The following is a 17,058-nucleotide window of genomic DNA, read 5'->3' as shown; positions in this document are numbered from 1 at the left end:
AACCATGCCTAACCTTACCGACATCCCCGGAATCTCCCAAATTTGGACACGCACAAAAGGCGACCCCCGCATTAAAATTGCTATCCTTGATGGTGCAGCCGACTTAGAACGCAGTTGTTTTCAAGGGGCAAAATTTAGTCAATTTAAACCCTACTGGTCAGAAGATATCGAACTTAACGATGAATACTATTATTATCTCAATTTATATTTAGAATTTAACCAACAACAAAAAGACAAAAAAGACGACCCCGACCACGATAAAGAAGAAGCGAAAAAAGAACGAGAGGCATTTTTTGCACCTTTCCCTCCAGCTATTAGACAACGCATTGAATTATCCAGTCATGCTACTCACATTTCTAGCACTATCTTAGGACAACACGGCACACCCGCCCCTGGTATTGCCCCTTTATGTACAGCATTAAATATTCCTATTTCCTTTGCTAGTGATGATTTTATTTCCCCCGTCAACCTTACTCATGCTATTAATACGGCTTTGAAATGGGGAGCAAATCTGATTCATATTGCTGCTTGTCACCCCACCCAAACCGGAGTAGCACCAGATTTATTTGCCCGTGCTGTGAAACAATGCCAAGATAACAATATGTTAATTGTTGCCCCAGGTGGTAATGATAAAGGTGAATGTTGGTGTATTCCCTCTCTTCTTCCTGGTGTGATTACAGTGGGTGCAATGCGAGATGATGGTCAACCTTTTAAATTTAGTAATTATGGGGGAGAATATCAAAATAAGGGTGTAATGGCGAATGGTGAAAATATTTTAGGCGCGCAACCGGGAACAGAAGAACCTATTAGACAAAAAGGGACAAGTTGCGCTGCACCTATTGTCACAGGTATTTCTGCCTTATTAATGAGTCTGCAATTGCAACGAGGAGAACAACCCAACGCTGAAGCAGTGCGTCAAGCAATTTTAAATAGTGCTATTCCCTGTAACCCGGAAGAGGTAGAAGAACCGGAACGGTGTTTATTAGGTAAGTTGAATATTCCCGGTGCGTTTCAATTATTGACGGGAGAAAAGTTAGAACCTCACCTCCAACCCCTCTCCTATAAGGGAGTGCAAGAACCTCACCCCCAACCCCTCTCCTACCAGGGAGTACAAGAACCTCACCCCCAACCCCTCTCCTACGAGGAGAGGGGAGTAGGAATCTCTCGTTCCCAGGTTCTACCTGGGAATGCGACATTAGAGGCTCTGCCTCTCACTATACCGTCAGGCAGAGCCTTGGAGACGGCATTCCCAGCCGGAGACTGGGAACGAGAAATTCAAAGAAGTGAAATAACTCAAGGTGTTACCCCTAGTGCGGCTTCTAAATTGGTTTATGCTTTAGGAACTATTGGTTATGATTTTGGTAATGAAGCCAGAAGGGACTCTTTTAAACAATTAATGCCAGCAGTGAATATGGACGGGGCAATTATCCCTGCTAATCCCTATGATAGCCGGCAAATGGTTGATTACTTGTCAGTAAATCCTACGGAAGCTAAACCTTTAATTTGGACTCTCAACCAAGAATTAACTCCTATTTATGCTTTAGAACCTGTAAGCGGTTTTGCCGCAGATATCTATGAAACCCTGATTTTGATGTTACAGGGACAAATTCAACCAGAAGATAGTGATGATTTTGTGGAACGGGTAAGTATTCCTGCAAGATTAACAGATAGAACTGTGGAATTATTTTCTGGTCAAGTTGTGCCTGTAATTACTCTAACTAATACTAGGGGAATGTATGGCTGGAAAGTCAATAGTTTAGTAGATATGGCAATGCAGACCGTAATTACGGGAGAAACTGCACCAGCCCAAGAAATAGCCATGCGAAAAGCCTTAACTAGTTTCTTAAATCGAGTATACTATGATTTGCAAAATTTAGGACAATTGGCAAAAGATCGGGCGCTGAATTTTTCTGTAACTAATGCTTTCCAAGCCGCTTCTAGTTTTTCTCAAGCTATTTCTACAGGGATGCAGCTTGATAGTATTGAAGTGGAAAAAAGTCCTTTCTGTCGGATTAATAGTGATTGTTGGGATGTGAAATTAAAGTTTTTTGATCCCGAAAATGGACTGAGGGCAAGAAAGGTTTATCTTTTTACTATTGACGTGAGCGATCGCATTCCTGTAACTTTAGGTCAAGTTCGTTCTTGGTCTGTGGCAAAATCAGCCTAAATTAGAACCAGGATTTACAAAACAAGAGGGTCAACAGGATTTATTTTCACATCCTGTAAACCCTGATTCAGACTATCTAGATTTTATATCTGCGATCGCTCCCCTAGTCATCGCGGCGATCGCTTTATCTGTGGCTTTGGGTAGGTGATAATATTTACCTCCGGCTGTTTTCGCCAATTCTTTAGCAAAGCCCGTTGATACAAATTTGCTCTCCGTATCAATCACCAACAATTGCATCCCTGAAGCCCGAATTCTGGCTGCAATATCTAATAATTCGGCTTTGATATCCGGTTTTTCTCCCGGTTCTATGGTTTCACCTAAAGAACGAGCCAGAGGAATATTACCACGACCATCAGTAATTGCCACGATAACAACTTGACCGATATCCCCACCCATTTGGGCATTTATCCCCACCCGCACGGCTTGAGTTAACCCATGTGCGAGGGGTGAACCACCACCGCAGGGCAATCTTTCTAAGCGATTTTTGGCTAAAGCAATGGAACGGGTAGGAGGTAATAATACTTCCGCTTGCTCTCCTCGGAAGGGTATCAAAGAGATTTGATCCCGGTTTTGATAGGCTTCTGTTAAAAGCTGCATAACTGCACCTTTGGCAGATTGCATTCTATTTAAAGCCATTGAACCAGAAGCATCCACAACAAACACCACTAAAGCACCGGCTTTTCTCACCAACCGTTTAGAACGGATATCTCCCTGTTCAACAATCACCTTTTTACCAGGTTGTCTAGCGCGGCGTGCTTTTTGATACGGGGCTGCGGCTCGCAATGTGGCATCTACGGCTATTCTCCGAGCTTTACCTTTGGGAATCATCGGTTTAATGTACCGTCCCCTATCGTCTGAAAAGATAATACTACGACTTCCTGATTTACCTTGCCGTTGTGCCATTTGGGTAAAATAAAGCACTTCTGGGTCGAGAATTACCCCTTCTGGGTCAAAGATAAACTCTTCGGGAATATCTGGGGGTTCTTGCTGTTCTTGGTCTTCTTCTTTTTCCTCTTCCTGTTCTTCCTCTTGTTCTTCTTCTTGTTCCGACTCGTCTTGACTTTCTTGTGGTGGTGGGGGAGGTGGTGGTGGTTGGTCTGGGGGTGGTGTTTGTATTATAGTGGTTCTGGGAACTATCACCAATTCCACAGCCCGACGTAGATCTTCAGCAGTGACGGTGTTACGTCCTTCTAAGGCTGCTGCGGCTTTGGCTACGCGGACTGCAAATAGTTCTGCACGATGTCCTTCTACACCTCCGCGAATGGCTTCATTGACGAGATAGGCAATTTGCTCTTGGGTAATGGTAACTTCTTTTAACCATTCCCGTGCCAGGATGATTTGGGTTTTGAGGGAGTCTATGTCTTCGCTGTATTGTTGGAGAAATTCTGAGGGAGATTTGGAATAGGCGATCGCTTGTTCAACTGCCTGTACTCTTTGATCTATACCCAGAACTCCGTTTGCTGATAAGGCGATCGCTATTCTATCAAGTAAATGTTCTCTTAATGCCCCTTCTTCTGGATTATAGGTGGCAATAAACAACGGTTTGCAGGGATGTTGAAAACTAATTCCTTCCCGTTCAATTTGATTCCGTCCGTCGGATAATACTGATAAAAGTTGGTTACTAATTTGGTCATCTAATAGGTTGATTTCGTCCACATACAGCACACCTCGATTAGCTGTAGCCAGTAACCCCGGTTGAAAAACCGTATCACCTTGTTTAACCGACTGTTCCACATCCACAGAACCTAAAAGTCTGTCTTCCGTAATCCCCAGAGGAATTTGCAAAAAAGGTGCAGGGATAATTTCCGTTTCTATCTCTTGTCTTTGTTCCGCTAAAAGCTTATCATCCCATTCTTCGGGGTGATTGGGGTCACAGTTGCTAACAGAACCTTTCACAACTTCAATAGGTGGTAACAAAGCGTGAATAGCACGCGCCATCACAGATTTAGCCGTACCACGACGACCTGCAATTACCACACCCCCCAAAACGGGATCAACTGCTGTCAACAGTAAGGCTATCTTAATGGCTTCTTGACCAACCACAGCAGCCAAGGGAAAAGCAGTCATTGTCGGGGTTAGAGTAGGCGATCGCATTGTTTCCTTAATAGTTATTATAGTTTTAGCATAGCAATTCCTGGCACATTTTGGATAGTTCACATTTACCAATAGATTCATAAGTGCCACTGTCAAGTTAAAAAATTTATTTACCTTGGGTAAAATGGAGCTACAGAAATGGTACAACAACTCACACCAGAAACCAAACCAGAAATTATCTACCCTGATAGTGATGGAAATCCCATGGCTGATAATACAGAACATTATGAATGGATAGTTAAAATTAAAGAAAATTTAGAAATATTATTTGCATCAGAAAATGATGTTTTCATCGCAGGTGATTTACTTTGGTATCCAGTTGAGGGAAGTGTAAAAACTCGTCAAGCACCTGATGTTATGGTAATTTTCGGGAGACCAAAAGGTAAAAGAGGTTCTTACAAACAATGGGAAGAAAATAATATTGCACCTCAAGTAGTATTTGAAATTCTATCTCCAGGAAATCGTAGTCAAGAAATGGCAAAGAAACTCCTTTTTTATCAACGTCATGGCGTGGAAGAATACTATGTTTATAATCCAGACAAAATCGAATTAACAGGTTTTATTCTTGAACAAGCATGGCTAGAAGAGATTGAAGAAATCAATAATTGGGTAAGTCCCCGTTTAGGAATACGGTTTGAATTAACAGCAGATAATTTAGAAATTTATTATCCTGAAGGGCGGAAGTTTCTCACATCTCTGGAATTAAATCAACGTGCAGAGCAGGAATATCAACGTGCAGAGCAGGAATATCAACGTACAGAACAAGAACGTCAAAATTATCAAACCTTATTAGCAAAATTGCAAGCCAAAGGTATTGATATTAATACACTTTAAAAATTAGATCCCCGACTTATAAAAATATGGCGACACATTTTGTGCATGAAGTCTTATGGGATAAGGGATTTAGAATTAACACACTAGCTAATGTCTATCAACCTCAACAGCTTGAGATTCAATTTTATTAACTTCTTCTCCGATTTGATAGGTAATTATTGCTTTTACTTGATCTTTTCCAGCATAGCCGATTTTATTAGTTAGATGAATATCAATTACCGAATTTTCTAAAGGTTTTAATTCAATTTGTTTTGGCTGAAAACTAAAAGATTGTAATTTATGATCAGAAACATTACGAACTTCAATATTTTTAATGATCACCGTTTGATTTTTCATCTGATGATTTTCTAAGCTGATAAATACAGTCGCAAAACCAATATCGCGGTTAGGTTGGGGAGGAATACCTAAAGGTGGTAATTTATTCTCTTGAGATAATAAAGAAACCTTAATCATAACTTTCTTATTAACAGCTTTTGACTGTAAGTGTGAAGATGGTTGATAGTGAAAATCTGTAGGTAAATAATTACAAGAATTTACCATACCATCAAAACCGAATAAACTAAAAAGCAATAATAACGGTTTCAACCACATCACCTCCAATTATTCAAATCATTATTAAATCAGTAACCAGCAGTATAAACATTAATTATTTATACTGCTTTGAACTATGTCTATATATTAGACCATTGAATAATCGCTCTCAAAGATAATAATTGATCCCAAGTGACATTAGCATGGGTAGAACCCCAAGGGTTACGTAAGTGGAAAGTTCCATTAGTGGCATTATAGGCAGTAATGGTGTAAGCATGACCATCAACAACACCATAACCAGCGCCATAGACAAAACCCGCTGTTAACACCTGATTAGAATTAACCAAATTAATCAGTTGAGTTTGAGTCATATTGCCGACAGATTGGGAAGTAGCACTTAATCCTGTTACCTGGCGAATTACTGTATCCATCCAACCACCTTCTATAGCTGCATAGGAGTTATTTTGAGTACCACTGTAAGTACGACTCCAACCAGATTCAGCTAACTGAGCATAAGCTTTTTCTGCTAAAGCTACCCAAAGTTCATTGCTAGTGGAAGTAGAAGAACCTCCACCCCAACCAGCATAAGCGGCATTACCTGATGAATAAGTTGGTAAGTAACGATCTACTGTGACATAATCAGCTACACCATTGTTATAAAAACGCACAGTGAAGGTATTATCACCATTGTCCGTAAACATATTTTGGATGTACTCAGGTTTTTCCTGGGCAATAGAAGCCAAAGTTGCTACATAATAGCAATCTCCCACCGCTCCTTGGTAAATATCATCAGCACTAGCACCATTTTGGAACAGAGAACCACTAGCATAACTATAGATATAACCTGTATCGGGGCGATCAGTACCTAAGAACCACTTACCAATCAGATTTTCCATTTGGGTATCACTACTATCGGCAAACAAGTTACCAAAACCGGAACGAGTGTTAGCTGCATCACTATTGGCAATCTTATTAGACAGGACTTTCACGGAATCAGCCATAGTGAAGAGGGTAGAGTTACTAACAAGAGTCCGTAAGTCAGTTAACTCATTGGCATCAATTACACTACCATCTTTAGCATCGCGGAAAATGGAAATCATATCATTGCGACTCAAATTACCATCAGCAGCTAAGGAACTAGTTAAAGTGATAATTTGAGCATCTAGTAGATTTTGACTGTACCAATCTGTGGGAGTTGGAGTTGGAGTTGGAGTTGGCGTGGGAGTTGGAGTTGGTGCAACAGCAGTGGCATTTAAGGACAAACTGTAGTTAGTGTCGCCACTATATTGAAACACCCGCACATAATAAGCACCTGCACTCAACTGAGTATTAATGGATTCAGAAACAATTCCATCAGTATAAGAACCGGAAATTACAGTACCAGAACTATCGAGTAATTCAACATCTGGATCAGCACTTAAGCCTGTTAAATTTAGACTAAAGTTACTTTGTGTGCCTACATTGAAACTATAGTAATCATTAGTATCAGCAGTTCCTATCCAATCACTAAAACTTTGAGTTGCTGTTAATGCACCAACAGCACGGGCTGTATCTAGGCTATTTCCAGCATTATCAACAGGAAGAGCAATAGCATTTAAGGACAAACTGTAGTTAGTGTTGCCACTATATTGAAACACCCGCACATAATAAGCACCTGCACTCAACTGAGTATTAATGGATTCAGAAACAATTCCATCAGTATAAGAACCGGAAATTACAGTACCAGAACTATTGAGTAATTCAACATCTGCATCGGCACTTAAGCCTGTTAAATTTAGACTAAAGTTACTTTGTGTGCCTACATTGAAACTATAGTAATCATTAGTATCAGCAGTTCCTATCCAATCACTAAAACTTTGAGTTGCTGTTAATGCACCAACAGCACAAACTATAGTAATCATTAGTATCAGCACTTCCTACCCAATCATTAAAACTCTGAAGACTTGTTAAAGTACCAACATTACGGGCTTTAGATCGGGTATTTCCAGCATAATCAAGAGGTGCATTTAACGATGGAAGTTGCTGTAAACCAAACCCTGGATTAGGATTTAAAGGATCTTTATCCAGGTAAGTTGAGGAATTGCCCAATCCTGATAAAGAGGAATCAAAAGACTTTTCAGAACTATCAAACATAATGCGCTCCTAAATAATTTATGAAAATCTTGATTACGTAGGATAGGCAATGCAGACTGTATCCAGATTCTAGTGGGTAATGCTCATCTTGGGTGTACTTCAAGAGTGAAATATTAGTATCACTGAGAATCTAGGACAAACTACTGCTTTTTTGGCGGATATTTTGCCTAAACTGTCACTTTTACTACATAAATATAAAATGATTTATGTTAACTTGACTACGGTAAAAAATACTATTCTATTAAAAAAGTTATACTAAATTGTGCAATAATTACGCAAAAATGACGTAAAAGCCTTGATTTACCTGATGACGACTTATTTTAATTTGTAAATCTTAATACTTATTCGTGATTCTGCGTGAGAAAAAATGTAAATCACACGCAGGTGGGCTTTATTCGGACAGCATCAAAGAACACTACATACTTCGATATCTCCACATAGCAGACATAGACTCTAAATCAACCCTCTTCGCATCACCTTCCATCGCATTTTTAAACAACGCCGTAAAAGCACCTGCACCCAACCGATATTGAGGAAACATCCGATAACAAGGAATACTAGTTAAACGAGATTGAAAAGTAGATAAATGATCAACTTTCACAGCTTGAAAATGCGGAAACCGTTCCAAAAACCATTCACAAACCTGCTCATTTTCTTCAGGAGAATAAGTGCAAGTCATATATGCCAAATAACCTTGAGGGGCGACAACTTGGGCAGAATTAGCAATAATCCGTTTTTGACGATTGGCACTTTTATTAATTGAAGTCGAGTGAAAACATCCCGGTGCTTTCTCATTCTTAGCTAGTAAAGATTGACCAGTACAAGGTGCATCAACCATCACCAAATTACTCGAAGCCGGCAACAATTCTGCAAAAATACTCGAATCTCTATTTACTACCCCACTAGGTTTAATTTGACAACGTTTTAAATTAGAAATTAGCATTCCCAACCGCTTACCAATCACCTCATTAGTAATTAGCAAATCAGGTTTTAAAGCCCTCCAAGCAAACACACTCTTACCACCAGGGGCAGCACACATATCAAAAACCATAGATATTGATTCAGGAATAGCCAACAAAACCGAAGCAGAAAATACCGAAGAAAAATCTAAACAATAAAAAGATCCTTGTTCATGAAGAGAATGCTTACCTGGTTTTTCACCCAAAGATAAACGGTCTACAAAATGCGGTTGCCAATGTGTTGGCGTTTGCACTGAAAAAGGCGAAATCTCTGGTTTATCTTGACACCAAAGAATGCAAGGTGCAAAAGGTTGGGGATGAACTAAAGCATCTATAAACTTTGTTTGTTCCTCTACATTTGTAAATAACTGTCGGGTAACTTTAAGCAATAAATTGGAAGGTTTTTCCATATTAATTTCTACCAAATTAAATCAGAAGAGAAACTGTTACATGAGAACAATGCAATCAATATATTTGGCTGCATACTAAAAAGACATTGACCGATATTTACATGGCGTTTGCAAAGTTCGTCTGTTATGGCTTCTGGCTTTTAGCTAGAGGCTAACCTTGTTTTGTTAATGTTTGTCAAACTCATGCCAAATTACGATTTTAGATTTGGTGTTACACTTATGTACCGGAGAGGTCATGATATTTAACAATTTTCAGCAAAAACTGCGCCAAGAATCACAACGTTGGCGAGACGAAGGAATTATTAGTTCTTCCCAGTACGACCAAATAGCCAAGCGGCATCAATTTAATAAAATAGAAGAATCTACCCGTGATAGTTTTGGTGTCATTGCCATTGTCATCGGCGGTTTATTATTAGGCTTAGGTTTAATGACCCTTGTGGGCGCAAATTGGCAAGGTTGGTCACGGGACGTTAAGTTTATCTTGTTAATGAGTTTATTTCTCTCCACAGCCATTACTGGGTTTTTGACTTGGCGAGAACCTACACTTACCACAAATCAAGGTAAAAAATCTCAAGAGGGTAAACGGGTACTCGGAGAAGCATTGTTAATTCTCAGTGCTTTTATTTTAGGGGCAACCCTCATGTTAATGGCGCAAATATTCAATATTAGCGGTTCAGCTTCTGAGTTATTTTTAGCTTGGGGGGTTGGGGTGTTAGTTATGGCTTATAGTCTTTCCCTCAATTCTTTGGGAATTATGGCTATTGTCCTCATTCAAATCGGTTACTGGATAGGAATTGGTAATTTAGGATCTGAATCTGGGGAAGTGACTTGGGCGCGGTTAGCTGTGCGCCATATGCCCTTACTATCATGGTTACTGTTTGTTCCCTTAGCTTATATTTGCAGATCCCGGTGGATTTTTGGCATAGGAGTTGTGGCATTTATTATATCTTTGCAATATAACCTCAGACCTTTACCACTCTTAACATTTTCTGATGCAGCTTCTTGGATAGCTTCCTTTGCGTTGGCTTTACCACCTGCCTTACTTTGGAGTTATGACGATTTACTTTTTCCCACAGTTAATTATAGATTGTTTCAACCCCTGGCACGTAATTTTGGCTTGATTTGCTTTGGTGTGGTTTTTTATCTTTTATCTTTCCGTTGGCAATGGGAATCGGTTGACTCTATTGGCAGTTTATCATTTTTAAATCCCTTCAATTCAACTAGTAATTCATCGAATGTATTACCATCTTTGCCAATTATTGATTTAGGGATTCTCAGCGGTTTGGCAGTTTTACAATGGTTGTTTCTAATTCGTCAAAGCAATAGTCCACTTCGACGAGAAGTATTTTTCAGACTTGGCATTATTACTACTTTTTTAGGGTTTATTCTGATTACTCCTTTTTGGCATCAAGCTATCAGCAGAATTACCGAACTAGGCATTTTCATCTTCAATGTTTTATTGGCAATATTAGCCTGGGGATTAGTTCAAGAAGGGTTGAAATTACGAAAAAGAGCCGCATTTTGGTGTGGTATGTTATTATTTACCCTGCAAATTATCAGCCGGGTTTTAGAATATAATACTGAGGTTCTTTTCCGGGCTTTAGTATTTGGTATTTGCGGTTATTCTCTCATTGCTGCCGGACTTTGGTTTGAACGTCGCTTTACTACTTCTAAAACTAGTAATGGCGGTGGTAGCGGGAATAGTGGTGGTAGTGGGAATGGCGGTGGTAGTGGGAATAGCGGTGGTAGCGGAAATAGTGGTGGTAGTGGGAATAGCGGTGGTAGCGGGAATAGCGGTGGTAGCGGGAATAGTGGGAATATTGGTGGTAGCGGGAATAGCGGTGGTAGCGGGAATAGTGGGAATAGTGGGAATAGTGGGAATAGTGGGAATAGTGGGAATAGTGGGAATAGTGGTGGTAGCGGGAATAGCGGTGGTAGTGGGAATAGTGGGAATAGTGGGAATAGCGGGAATAGTGGGAATAGTGGGAATAAAACTAGTAGTGGAGGCACTAACGACAGTAGAGGCGATAACAAAAGCAATAGTAGCAGTGATTATCGGAGTAGTAGTGGAGGCACTAACGATAGTAGAGGCGATAACAGAAGCAATAGTAGCAGTGATTATCGGAGTGGTAGTGGAGGCACTAACGATAGTAGAGAGAGAGATAGAGAAAGGGAGAGAAATAGAGAGAGGGAGAGGGATAGAGAAAGGGAGAGAGATAACAGAGGCAATAGTGGAGGTGATTATCGAAGTAGAAAGTAAGTAGGTTGGCGTTGAAAATTGTCGTTATGGCAAGGCAAAAGGCAAGAGGCAAAAGGCAAGAGTGAAGAGGGTTTGGGCGATTTTACGTTTCTTTACACAGTTTGGTTTTATTGTGTTCACCTACTTAATAGGATAATTCTCAATCAAAATTCAGACACCTGAGTTCGACTTTTTTACGCCTTTCTACTTACTCACAAAAAATTAAATCTGAGTTCTTTCTATATAAATCTCTGCGGATAAATTCCTATCGAAAAATTAGCAGGAATGGGAAAAGTATTTTTTCCTATTATCTATTATCTATTACCAATTACCAATTACTAACTAAATCAATCCCATGAAAAATGACTTCCCTGAATCAAAAAAAACCTTCACTCCAGAAATGGAATTTTCCGAAAAATTGACTTTTCGGGATTATCTTAAGGCTACAGAACAGAAAGCTAATAAACCTTTACCGATTTGGCGATTAATTGCTCCTTTATTGGTTCAAGTAGGTTTAATTCTGGCTGTACCTTCTCAGGCAATGTATACAGATATGACGGGTAAGACAGTAATTTTGCAAACTGTACCTGTAGATTCTAATGATGTTGTCAGGGGTTCTTCATTGAACTTAGATTATAATATTTCCCGTCCTGAAACTTTGAGAAGATTGCCGGGTTGGAATGACTGGTTGCGAAGAAATTCTCGCAGGGGTAGACAAATTGCCCCAGGGAGTATCTTATATTTAATTTTGCAAGAACGACAATCTTTTGATAGAAATGAACTTCAGTCTTGGAAACCTATCCGGGTAAGTAGTAATCGTCCTGTTTATTTATCTAATAATCAGGTAGCTTTAAAAGGTAATTATCAAGACGGTTTGATTAATTATGGGTTAGAAGACTATTTCATTCCTGAAGAACAAAGACAACAGATTAATGAGGATATTTCGCAAATTCAGGAAGCCAGGAATGGTAGACAACAACCAATTTTAGTGAGGGTAAAAGTAGATCCTCAAGGTAATGCTATTCCTACGGGTTTATCCATAAGAGATGCGAATGGTGAACGTGGCGATCGCAATTATCGTTTTCAATAGCATTATTGAGGGTGGGCAATGCCCACCTCAAGATAAATTGTTTGTGGATCTCAAAATTGTAATTCAAACCCTAATAACACATCTTCTCCAGACAGTAATACAGGAAATTGAACAATTTCTACAGGTTGTTCCAGTCGGTAAATTTCTACTTGTTTATCGTAGGGATTAATTAACCAACACAAACGCACGCCATTATTTATATATTCGGTGCATTTTTCTTGCAGGGTTTTAAGTCTGTCTGTTTTTGATCTCAGTTCAATGACAAAATCAGGTGCGAGTGGGGGAAATTTTTCTCTTTCTTCAACAGTTAGTGCTTCCCACCGATCTAATTTTACCCAAGCAACATCAGGAGAACGTTTTGCACCATTAGGAAGTTGAAAAATAGTAGAGGAACTAAATACTATTCCTAATTGGGTTTTGTAGTTCCAAAGACTTACTTTGAAATTTAAATCAGATTCACTACGGCCGCTTTCTCCTCCTACTGGTGGCACGATAATTAATTCTCCCTGTGCATTGAGTTCTAAGTTTACATCTTTATTAGCCATACAGAGTTGGTAAAACTGATCATCTGTAAGGCGAACAACTGGATCTAGATTTAGGGTAACAGTGTTCATGTCAGTTTATTAGTGTAATTTTTCTGGGTTAAAATCAGTGAGGTACAGTTTTAAATTTTAAAGACAGTAGAGGCGCTTTCTTCTGCGCCCTCGACTATATTTTATTCGACCAATAATCGCTATATTTTGTAATTTTAGCATCAATAGTTTAATCCTCGTTAACTACCAATTACCAATTACCTAAGTAGGTGAACGGAAAAAAACCGAAATATGTAACGAAAAGTAAAATCGCCCAAACCCTCTTCCTGTTCCCTGTTCCCTGTTCCCTTGCCCCAACGACAATTTTTAACGCCAACCTACTTATTCAATTTTAAAGTTAATTGGTAAACGAGTATAAATCCCTTGAGGATCATTCATTGTTTGCAAGGTTTTGATTTCCTGTTGGAATTTTTCTAGTTCATTTATTAAGGGGTTTGAGTTTTTAGTTTGGGTTTTTTCTATGCCTAATTTGGCTTTTGTTTGATCTAATTTTTTACCAAATAACTTTTCTGCAAAGGTTGTACTTCGCGGATATTCTTGTATTTCCCAATCAGTTCCTAATTTCGCTTGTTTAGCTGCATATTCAATGGCTACATTTAAACCACCAATTTCATCAACTAGACCGATTTGTTTGGCTGCTGTTCCTGACCAAACTCGTCCTTGGGCGATTTCTGCTACTTTTGCAGTGGGAATTTTCCGTCCTTGGGAAACTTTCTGCAAGAATAGATTATAAATGCGGTCAACACTGCGTTGATAAACTGCTAATTCTTGAGGTGATTTAGGACGGGAAATGGTTTGTTGATCTGCATACTGAGCCGTTTTTACGCTATCCCAAGTTATGCCATTATTATTGCCTAGTTTTTGACCATTAAATAATACGCCAAAGACACCTATAGAACCTGTAATGGTATTAGCTTGGGCAAAAATGCGGTTGGAATCACTTGCAATCCAATAACCACCAGAAGCAGCTACATCTCCCATAGAAACGATGACGGGTTTGATTTGACGAGTTAATTTGATTTCTCGCTGCATGATTTCGGCTGCGGTAGCACTACCACCAGGGCTATTAATTCTTAAAACTACTGCTTTGATTTGATCATTTTGGCGAATTTTTGAGAATATTTTTGCAAAGTTATCACCGCCAATTTGTCCTTCGTCACCGCTACCGTTAACTATTTCTCCTTCTGCATAAACAATGGCAATTTTATGATCTGAATTTGAGGATTTTCCGGGAACTTCGGCATAATCAGCCAAGCTGATTTTTGTGAATGTTTGATCTTTTTCACTGTTACCAGTTAATTTTTTTAAGTCGGTGAATACTTGATCTTCATAAGCAATCGTATCCACTAGACTATTAGATTTAGCTTCTGTGGCTTCTAAAATTGATTGACTATTAGCGATCGCTTGCAATTTCTGCGGTAGAATGTTTCTGCTTGCACCTACAGACTTCCGCCACTCTCCCCACACATCATCTAACAATTTCTGAGTTTGTTCCCGGTTCTCTGGGCTGAGTTTATTGAGGATTAACGGTTCTACTGCACCCTTAAATTTACCTACCCGCACAATCTGCACACCAACGCCGTATTTTTCAAATGCTCCCGCTAAGAACATTGGTTGTGAACTTAAACCGTTCATTTCCATTGCTCCCATAGGATTAACTATAACTTGATTGGCTACGGAACTTAGATAATATTCTTTTTCACTCCAATCTGTACTATAGGCAATAATTTTTTTGCCGGTTTTGCGGAATTTTTCTAATGCTTGACGGATTTCTTTCAAGGAAGCATAACCAACTGCACTATTAGCATTAGTTCCATCTATATAAATACCTACAATTTTTTGATCACGTCCGGCTTTATCTAAGGTTTCTACAACTTTGCGAAGTGTGATGTTATTTTCTTCAACCCCGCTAAAAGTTTTTTGCAAAAGTTGGCTGGAATTAGGTTCACTATCGGTGATTTTCATAGACAAGTCCAAAACTAAAACTGACTTATCTTTGACTGTTGGGGCTGAACTTTGAGAACTAGCAACCGCAATTAATATTAATAAGAATCCCAGTGTGCTGACTCCAGAAAAAATTGTCAGTCCTAGTAAACTACCAATTAAACTTGCTAGGGTTTGTTTAAGAAAATTAGTCATTAGTTATTTATAAGTCAGTTGTCAGTTGTTCGTTGTCAGTGGTCAGTTGTCAGTGGTCAGTTGTTCGTTGTAAACTCTGAGATTGCTTTAATTTATACAGGTTGCTATTGGCAGTGCAAAATAATACGGTGGTGATTTCGGCAATTAAAACCTCTGTTAATTCTACTACAGCCGCTTCCGATACTGCCGCTGCTTTGAGAAAGGGCATTGCTAAACCAGCAATATCAGCCCCTAGAGCGATCGCTTTAGCCACATCTAAACCATTGCGTAAGCCCCCAGAAGCAATTAAGGGAATATCGGGATCATGCTCCCGAATACTGGCAATACAATCGGCTGTGGGTATCCCCCAGTCCCCAAATGTTTGCCCCAAACGCCGCTGTAAGGAGGTTTCTGCCCGTTCACTTTCAACCATCGCCCAAGACGTACCACCAGCACCAGCCACATCAATAGCTTGCACTCCCACAGCTATCAGTTTTTCTGCCATAGTTGCGGAAATTCCATTACCTACTTCTTTGGCAATTACGGGAACTGGCAAATCGTTACACAAGTCAGATATTTTGTCAAGCAATCCATAAAAATTAGTATCACCCCTGGGTTGAATGAATTCCTGCAAAGGGTTAATATGTAAAATCAAAGCATCAGCTTCGACCAGATCAACAATTCGTAAACATTCATCAATACCATATTCATAATTAAGCTGTACCGCGCCTAAATTGGCAAAGAGGAGAATATCCGGCGCATATTTACGAATGGCAAAAGTATCCGCAACTTGAGGTTTTTCCACTGCTACTCTTACAGATCCTACACCCATTGCTAATTTGTATTCTTGGGCAACTTCAGCCAAACGACGGTTAATAATTCCCGCTTGTTCTGTACCTCCCGTCATGGAAGAAATTAACAAAGGTGCATGGAGATGTTTTCCCAAAAATGTCGTACTCACATCAATATCTTTACCATCAATTTCCGGTAAACAAGCATGAGTAAAGCGATATTTTTCTAAACCAGTGGTAGTTACTGGAGATTGGACATTATCTTCTAAACAGATGCGGATATGATCTGCTTTGCGATTTTGGGTTTGGGCTGAGGTGTTGATAGGATGGTTCACGACTTAATATGGAGGTATGTGAATATTTATATTTTGCACTAAGCCCTGGCGAATACAATATGGCTTCGCCTCCCGTTAGGGATACGCGGCTACATAAACCAAGTCCGTCTTCATGGACTAATAAATCTTAACCCACGCAGGTGGGTTTTGCCTGTGTAGACGCGGTTTCTAACCGCCTGGTGTAAATATCTATGGTTGTAAATATTTTTCATATCCAAGCTGGTCTAGTTTAGCTTGCTTTTCCATGACCATATTACAAAGACTTTGCCGATAAACTTGCACTTTTTCGAGTAATTCTGGTTGGTGAGTAGCAAGAATTTGTACAGCTAAAAGTCCAGCGTTTTTAGAATTCCCAATAGCGACGGTAGCGACGGGTATTCCTGCTGGCATTTGCACTATAGAATATAAAGAATCAACACCTTGTAAATTCCGAGTAGCGACGGGAACACCAATCACAGGTAAAGGAGTTAAAGATGCTACCATACCAGGGAGATGTGCCGCACCACCAGCACCAGCGATAATTACCTTGATACCGCGTTGATGTGCAGTTTTAGCATACTCAACCATCCGTTCTGGGGTACGATGGGCAGAGACAATGGCAACTTCAACTACAATACCAAATTCTTCACAAATAGCGATCGCATCCTTCATTGTAGGCAAATCGGAATCACTACCCATGATAATACCAACTTCGAGACTCATATAATTTAGGGAACAGGGAACAGGGAACAGGGAACAGGGAACAGGGGGAGTTGGGGGAGTTG

Annotated in this window: 12 protein-coding genes and 1 pseudogene; 4 read left to right on the top strand and 9 right to left on the bottom strand. The window is 39.7% G+C overall.

Annotated features, from left to right (window positions below; all coding sequences use genetic code 11):
• The first annotated feature begins 4 nt into the window (after positions 1–4).
• A complete protein-coding gene (locus AN486_RS11005; RefSeq protein ID WP_290600636.1) occupies positions 5–2,167 on the top strand; it encodes a PatA/PatG family cyanobactin maturation protease in 2,163 nt (720 codons plus the stop codon).
• Positions 2,168–2,239: 72 nt separating this feature from the next.
• Here the strand turns inward: AN486_RS11005 and bchD are convergent, their stop codons facing one another.
• Entirely contained in the window at positions 2,240–4,261 is a 2,022-nt protein-coding gene (gene bchD, locus AN486_RS11000; RefSeq protein ID WP_290600683.1) for a magnesium chelatase ATPase subunit D, read from the bottom strand.
• Between the two features lie 138 nt (positions 4,262–4,399).
• On the opposite strand from bchD, the gene AN486_RS10995 reads away from it, so the two are divergent.
• Positions 4,400–5,095, top strand: coding sequence for a Uma2 family endonuclease (locus AN486_RS10995; protein WP_053539220.1), 696 nt, complete (start codon positions 4,400–4,402; stop codon positions 5,093–5,095).
• An 87-nt stretch (positions 5,096–5,182) separates the two neighbouring features.
• Here AN486_RS10995 and AN486_RS10990 read toward each other — a convergent pair whose 3' ends face one another.
• The 4 genes from AN486_RS10990 to AN486_RS10975 all read right to left on the bottom strand — a co-directional run bounded on the left by AN486_RS10990 (position 5,183) and on the right by AN486_RS10975 (position 9,128).
• Complete coding sequence (locus tag AN486_RS10990; protein WP_233455580.1) at positions 5,183–5,686, bottom strand: hypothetical protein; 504 nt, start codon at positions 5,684–5,686, stop codon at positions 5,183–5,185.
• 80 nt (positions 5,687–5,766) lie between these two features.
• Complete coding sequence (locus AN486_RS10985; protein WP_290600633.1) at positions 5,767–7,527, bottom strand: C2 family cysteine protease; 1,761 nt, start codon at positions 7,525–7,527, stop codon at positions 5,767–5,769.
• Positions 7,475–7,759, bottom strand: coding sequence for a hypothetical protein (locus tag AN486_RS10980; RefSeq protein WP_290600631.1), 285 nt, complete (start codon positions 7,757–7,759; stop codon positions 7,475–7,477). The genes AN486_RS10985 and AN486_RS10980 overlap by 53 nt, the downstream gene beginning before the upstream one ends.
• 415 nt (positions 7,760–8,174) lie before the next feature.
• Complete coding sequence (locus tag AN486_RS10975) at positions 8,175–9,128, bottom strand: RsmB/NOP family class I SAM-dependent RNA methyltransferase (RefSeq protein ID WP_290600629.1); 954 nt, start codon at positions 9,126–9,128, stop codon at positions 8,175–8,177.
• A gap of 235 nt (positions 9,129–9,363) precedes the next feature.
• Between AN486_RS10975 and AN486_RS10970 the strand changes: the two are divergent.
• Positions 9,364–10,791, top strand: a pseudogene (locus AN486_RS10970) (DUF2157 domain-containing protein); the annotation flags it as partial.
• A gap of 931 nt (positions 10,792–11,722) precedes the next feature.
• On the top strand, positions 11,723–12,457 hold the full coding sequence (locus tag AN486_RS10965) for a GDYXXLXY domain-containing protein (protein ID WP_039200583.1): 735 nt from the start codon (positions 11,723–11,725) through the stop codon (positions 12,455–12,457).
• Between the two features lie 50 nt (positions 12,458–12,507).
• On the opposite strand, the gene AN486_RS10960 is transcribed toward AN486_RS10965, so the two are convergent.
• From AN486_RS10960 to purE, 4 genes are all read right to left on the bottom strand, one after another.
• Positions 12,508–13,071 (bottom strand): Uma2 family endonuclease, encoded by a 564-nt coding sequence (locus AN486_RS10960; protein ID WP_039200584.1) that lies wholly within the window; start codon positions 13,069–13,071, stop codon positions 12,508–12,510.
• A 300-nt stretch (positions 13,072–13,371) separates the two neighbouring features.
• Positions 13,372–15,189, bottom strand: coding sequence for a signal peptide peptidase SppA (sppA, locus tag AN486_RS10955; RefSeq protein WP_053539224.1), 1,818 nt, complete (start codon positions 15,187–15,189; stop codon positions 13,372–13,374).
• Positions 15,190–15,238: 49 nt separating this feature from the next.
• Entirely contained in the window at positions 15,239–16,294 is a 1,056-nt protein-coding gene (fni, locus tag AN486_RS10950; protein ID WP_290600624.1) for a type 2 isopentenyl-diphosphate Delta-isomerase, read from the bottom strand.
• Positions 16,295–16,483: 189 nt separating this feature from the next.
• Positions 16,484–16,996 carry a 5-(carboxyamino)imidazole ribonucleotide mutase gene (purE, locus tag AN486_RS10945; RefSeq protein ID WP_039200586.1) on the bottom strand — a complete coding sequence of 171 codons (513 nt, stop codon included), beginning with the start codon at positions 16,994–16,996 and terminating at the stop codon, positions 16,484–16,486.
• Between the last annotated feature and the right edge of the window lie 62 nt (positions 16,997–17,058).

This window comes from Anabaena sp. AL93 (assembly GCF_001672085.1).
Taxonomy (GTDB): domain Bacteria; phylum Cyanobacteriota; class Cyanobacteriia; order Cyanobacteriales; family Nostocaceae; genus Dolichospermum; species Dolichospermum heterosporum.
The sequence above is the reverse complement of the archived record's forward strand: the minus strand, read 5'-3'. Positions and strand labels throughout refer to the sequence as shown.

Excerpts from the sequence above, each read along its gene's own strand:
- AN486_RS11005 (WP_290600636.1), top strand. The coding sequence starts at position 5 with ATGCCTAACCTTACCGACATCCCCGGAATCTCCCAAATTTGGACACGC.
- bchD (WP_290600683.1), bottom strand. The coding sequence starts at position 4,261 with ATGCGATCGCCTACTCTAACCCCGACAATGACTGCTTTTCCCTTGGCT.
- AN486_RS10995 (WP_053539220.1), top strand. The coding sequence starts at position 4,400 with ATGGTACAACAACTCACACCAGAAACCAAACCAGAAATTATCTACCCT.
- AN486_RS10990 (WP_233455580.1), bottom strand. The coding sequence starts at position 5,686 with ATGTGGTTGAAACCGTTATTATTGCTTTTTAGTTTATTCGGTTTTGAT.
- AN486_RS10985 (WP_290600633.1), bottom strand. The coding sequence starts at position 7,527 with ATGATTACTATAGTTTGTGCTGTTGGTGCATTAACAGCAACTCAAAGT.
- AN486_RS10980 (WP_290600631.1), bottom strand. The coding sequence starts at position 7,759 with ATGTTTGATAGTTCTGAAAAGTCTTTTGATTCCTCTTTATCAGGATTG.
- AN486_RS10975 (WP_290600629.1), bottom strand. The coding sequence starts at position 9,128 with ATGGAAAAACCTTCCAATTTATTGCTTAAAGTTACCCGACAGTTATTT.
- AN486_RS10965 (WP_039200583.1), top strand. The coding sequence starts at position 11,723 with ATGAAAAATGACTTCCCTGAATCAAAAAAAACCTTCACTCCAGAAATG.
- AN486_RS10960 (WP_039200584.1), bottom strand. The coding sequence starts at position 13,071 with ATGAACACTGTTACCCTAAATCTAGATCCAGTTGTTCGCCTTACAGAT.
- sppA (WP_053539224.1), bottom strand. The coding sequence starts at position 15,189 with ATGACTAATTTTCTTAAACAAACCCTAGCAAGTTTAATTGGTAGTTTA.
- purE (WP_039200586.1), bottom strand. The coding sequence starts at position 16,996 with ATGAGTCTCGAAGTTGGTATTATCATGGGTAGTGATTCCGATTTGCCT.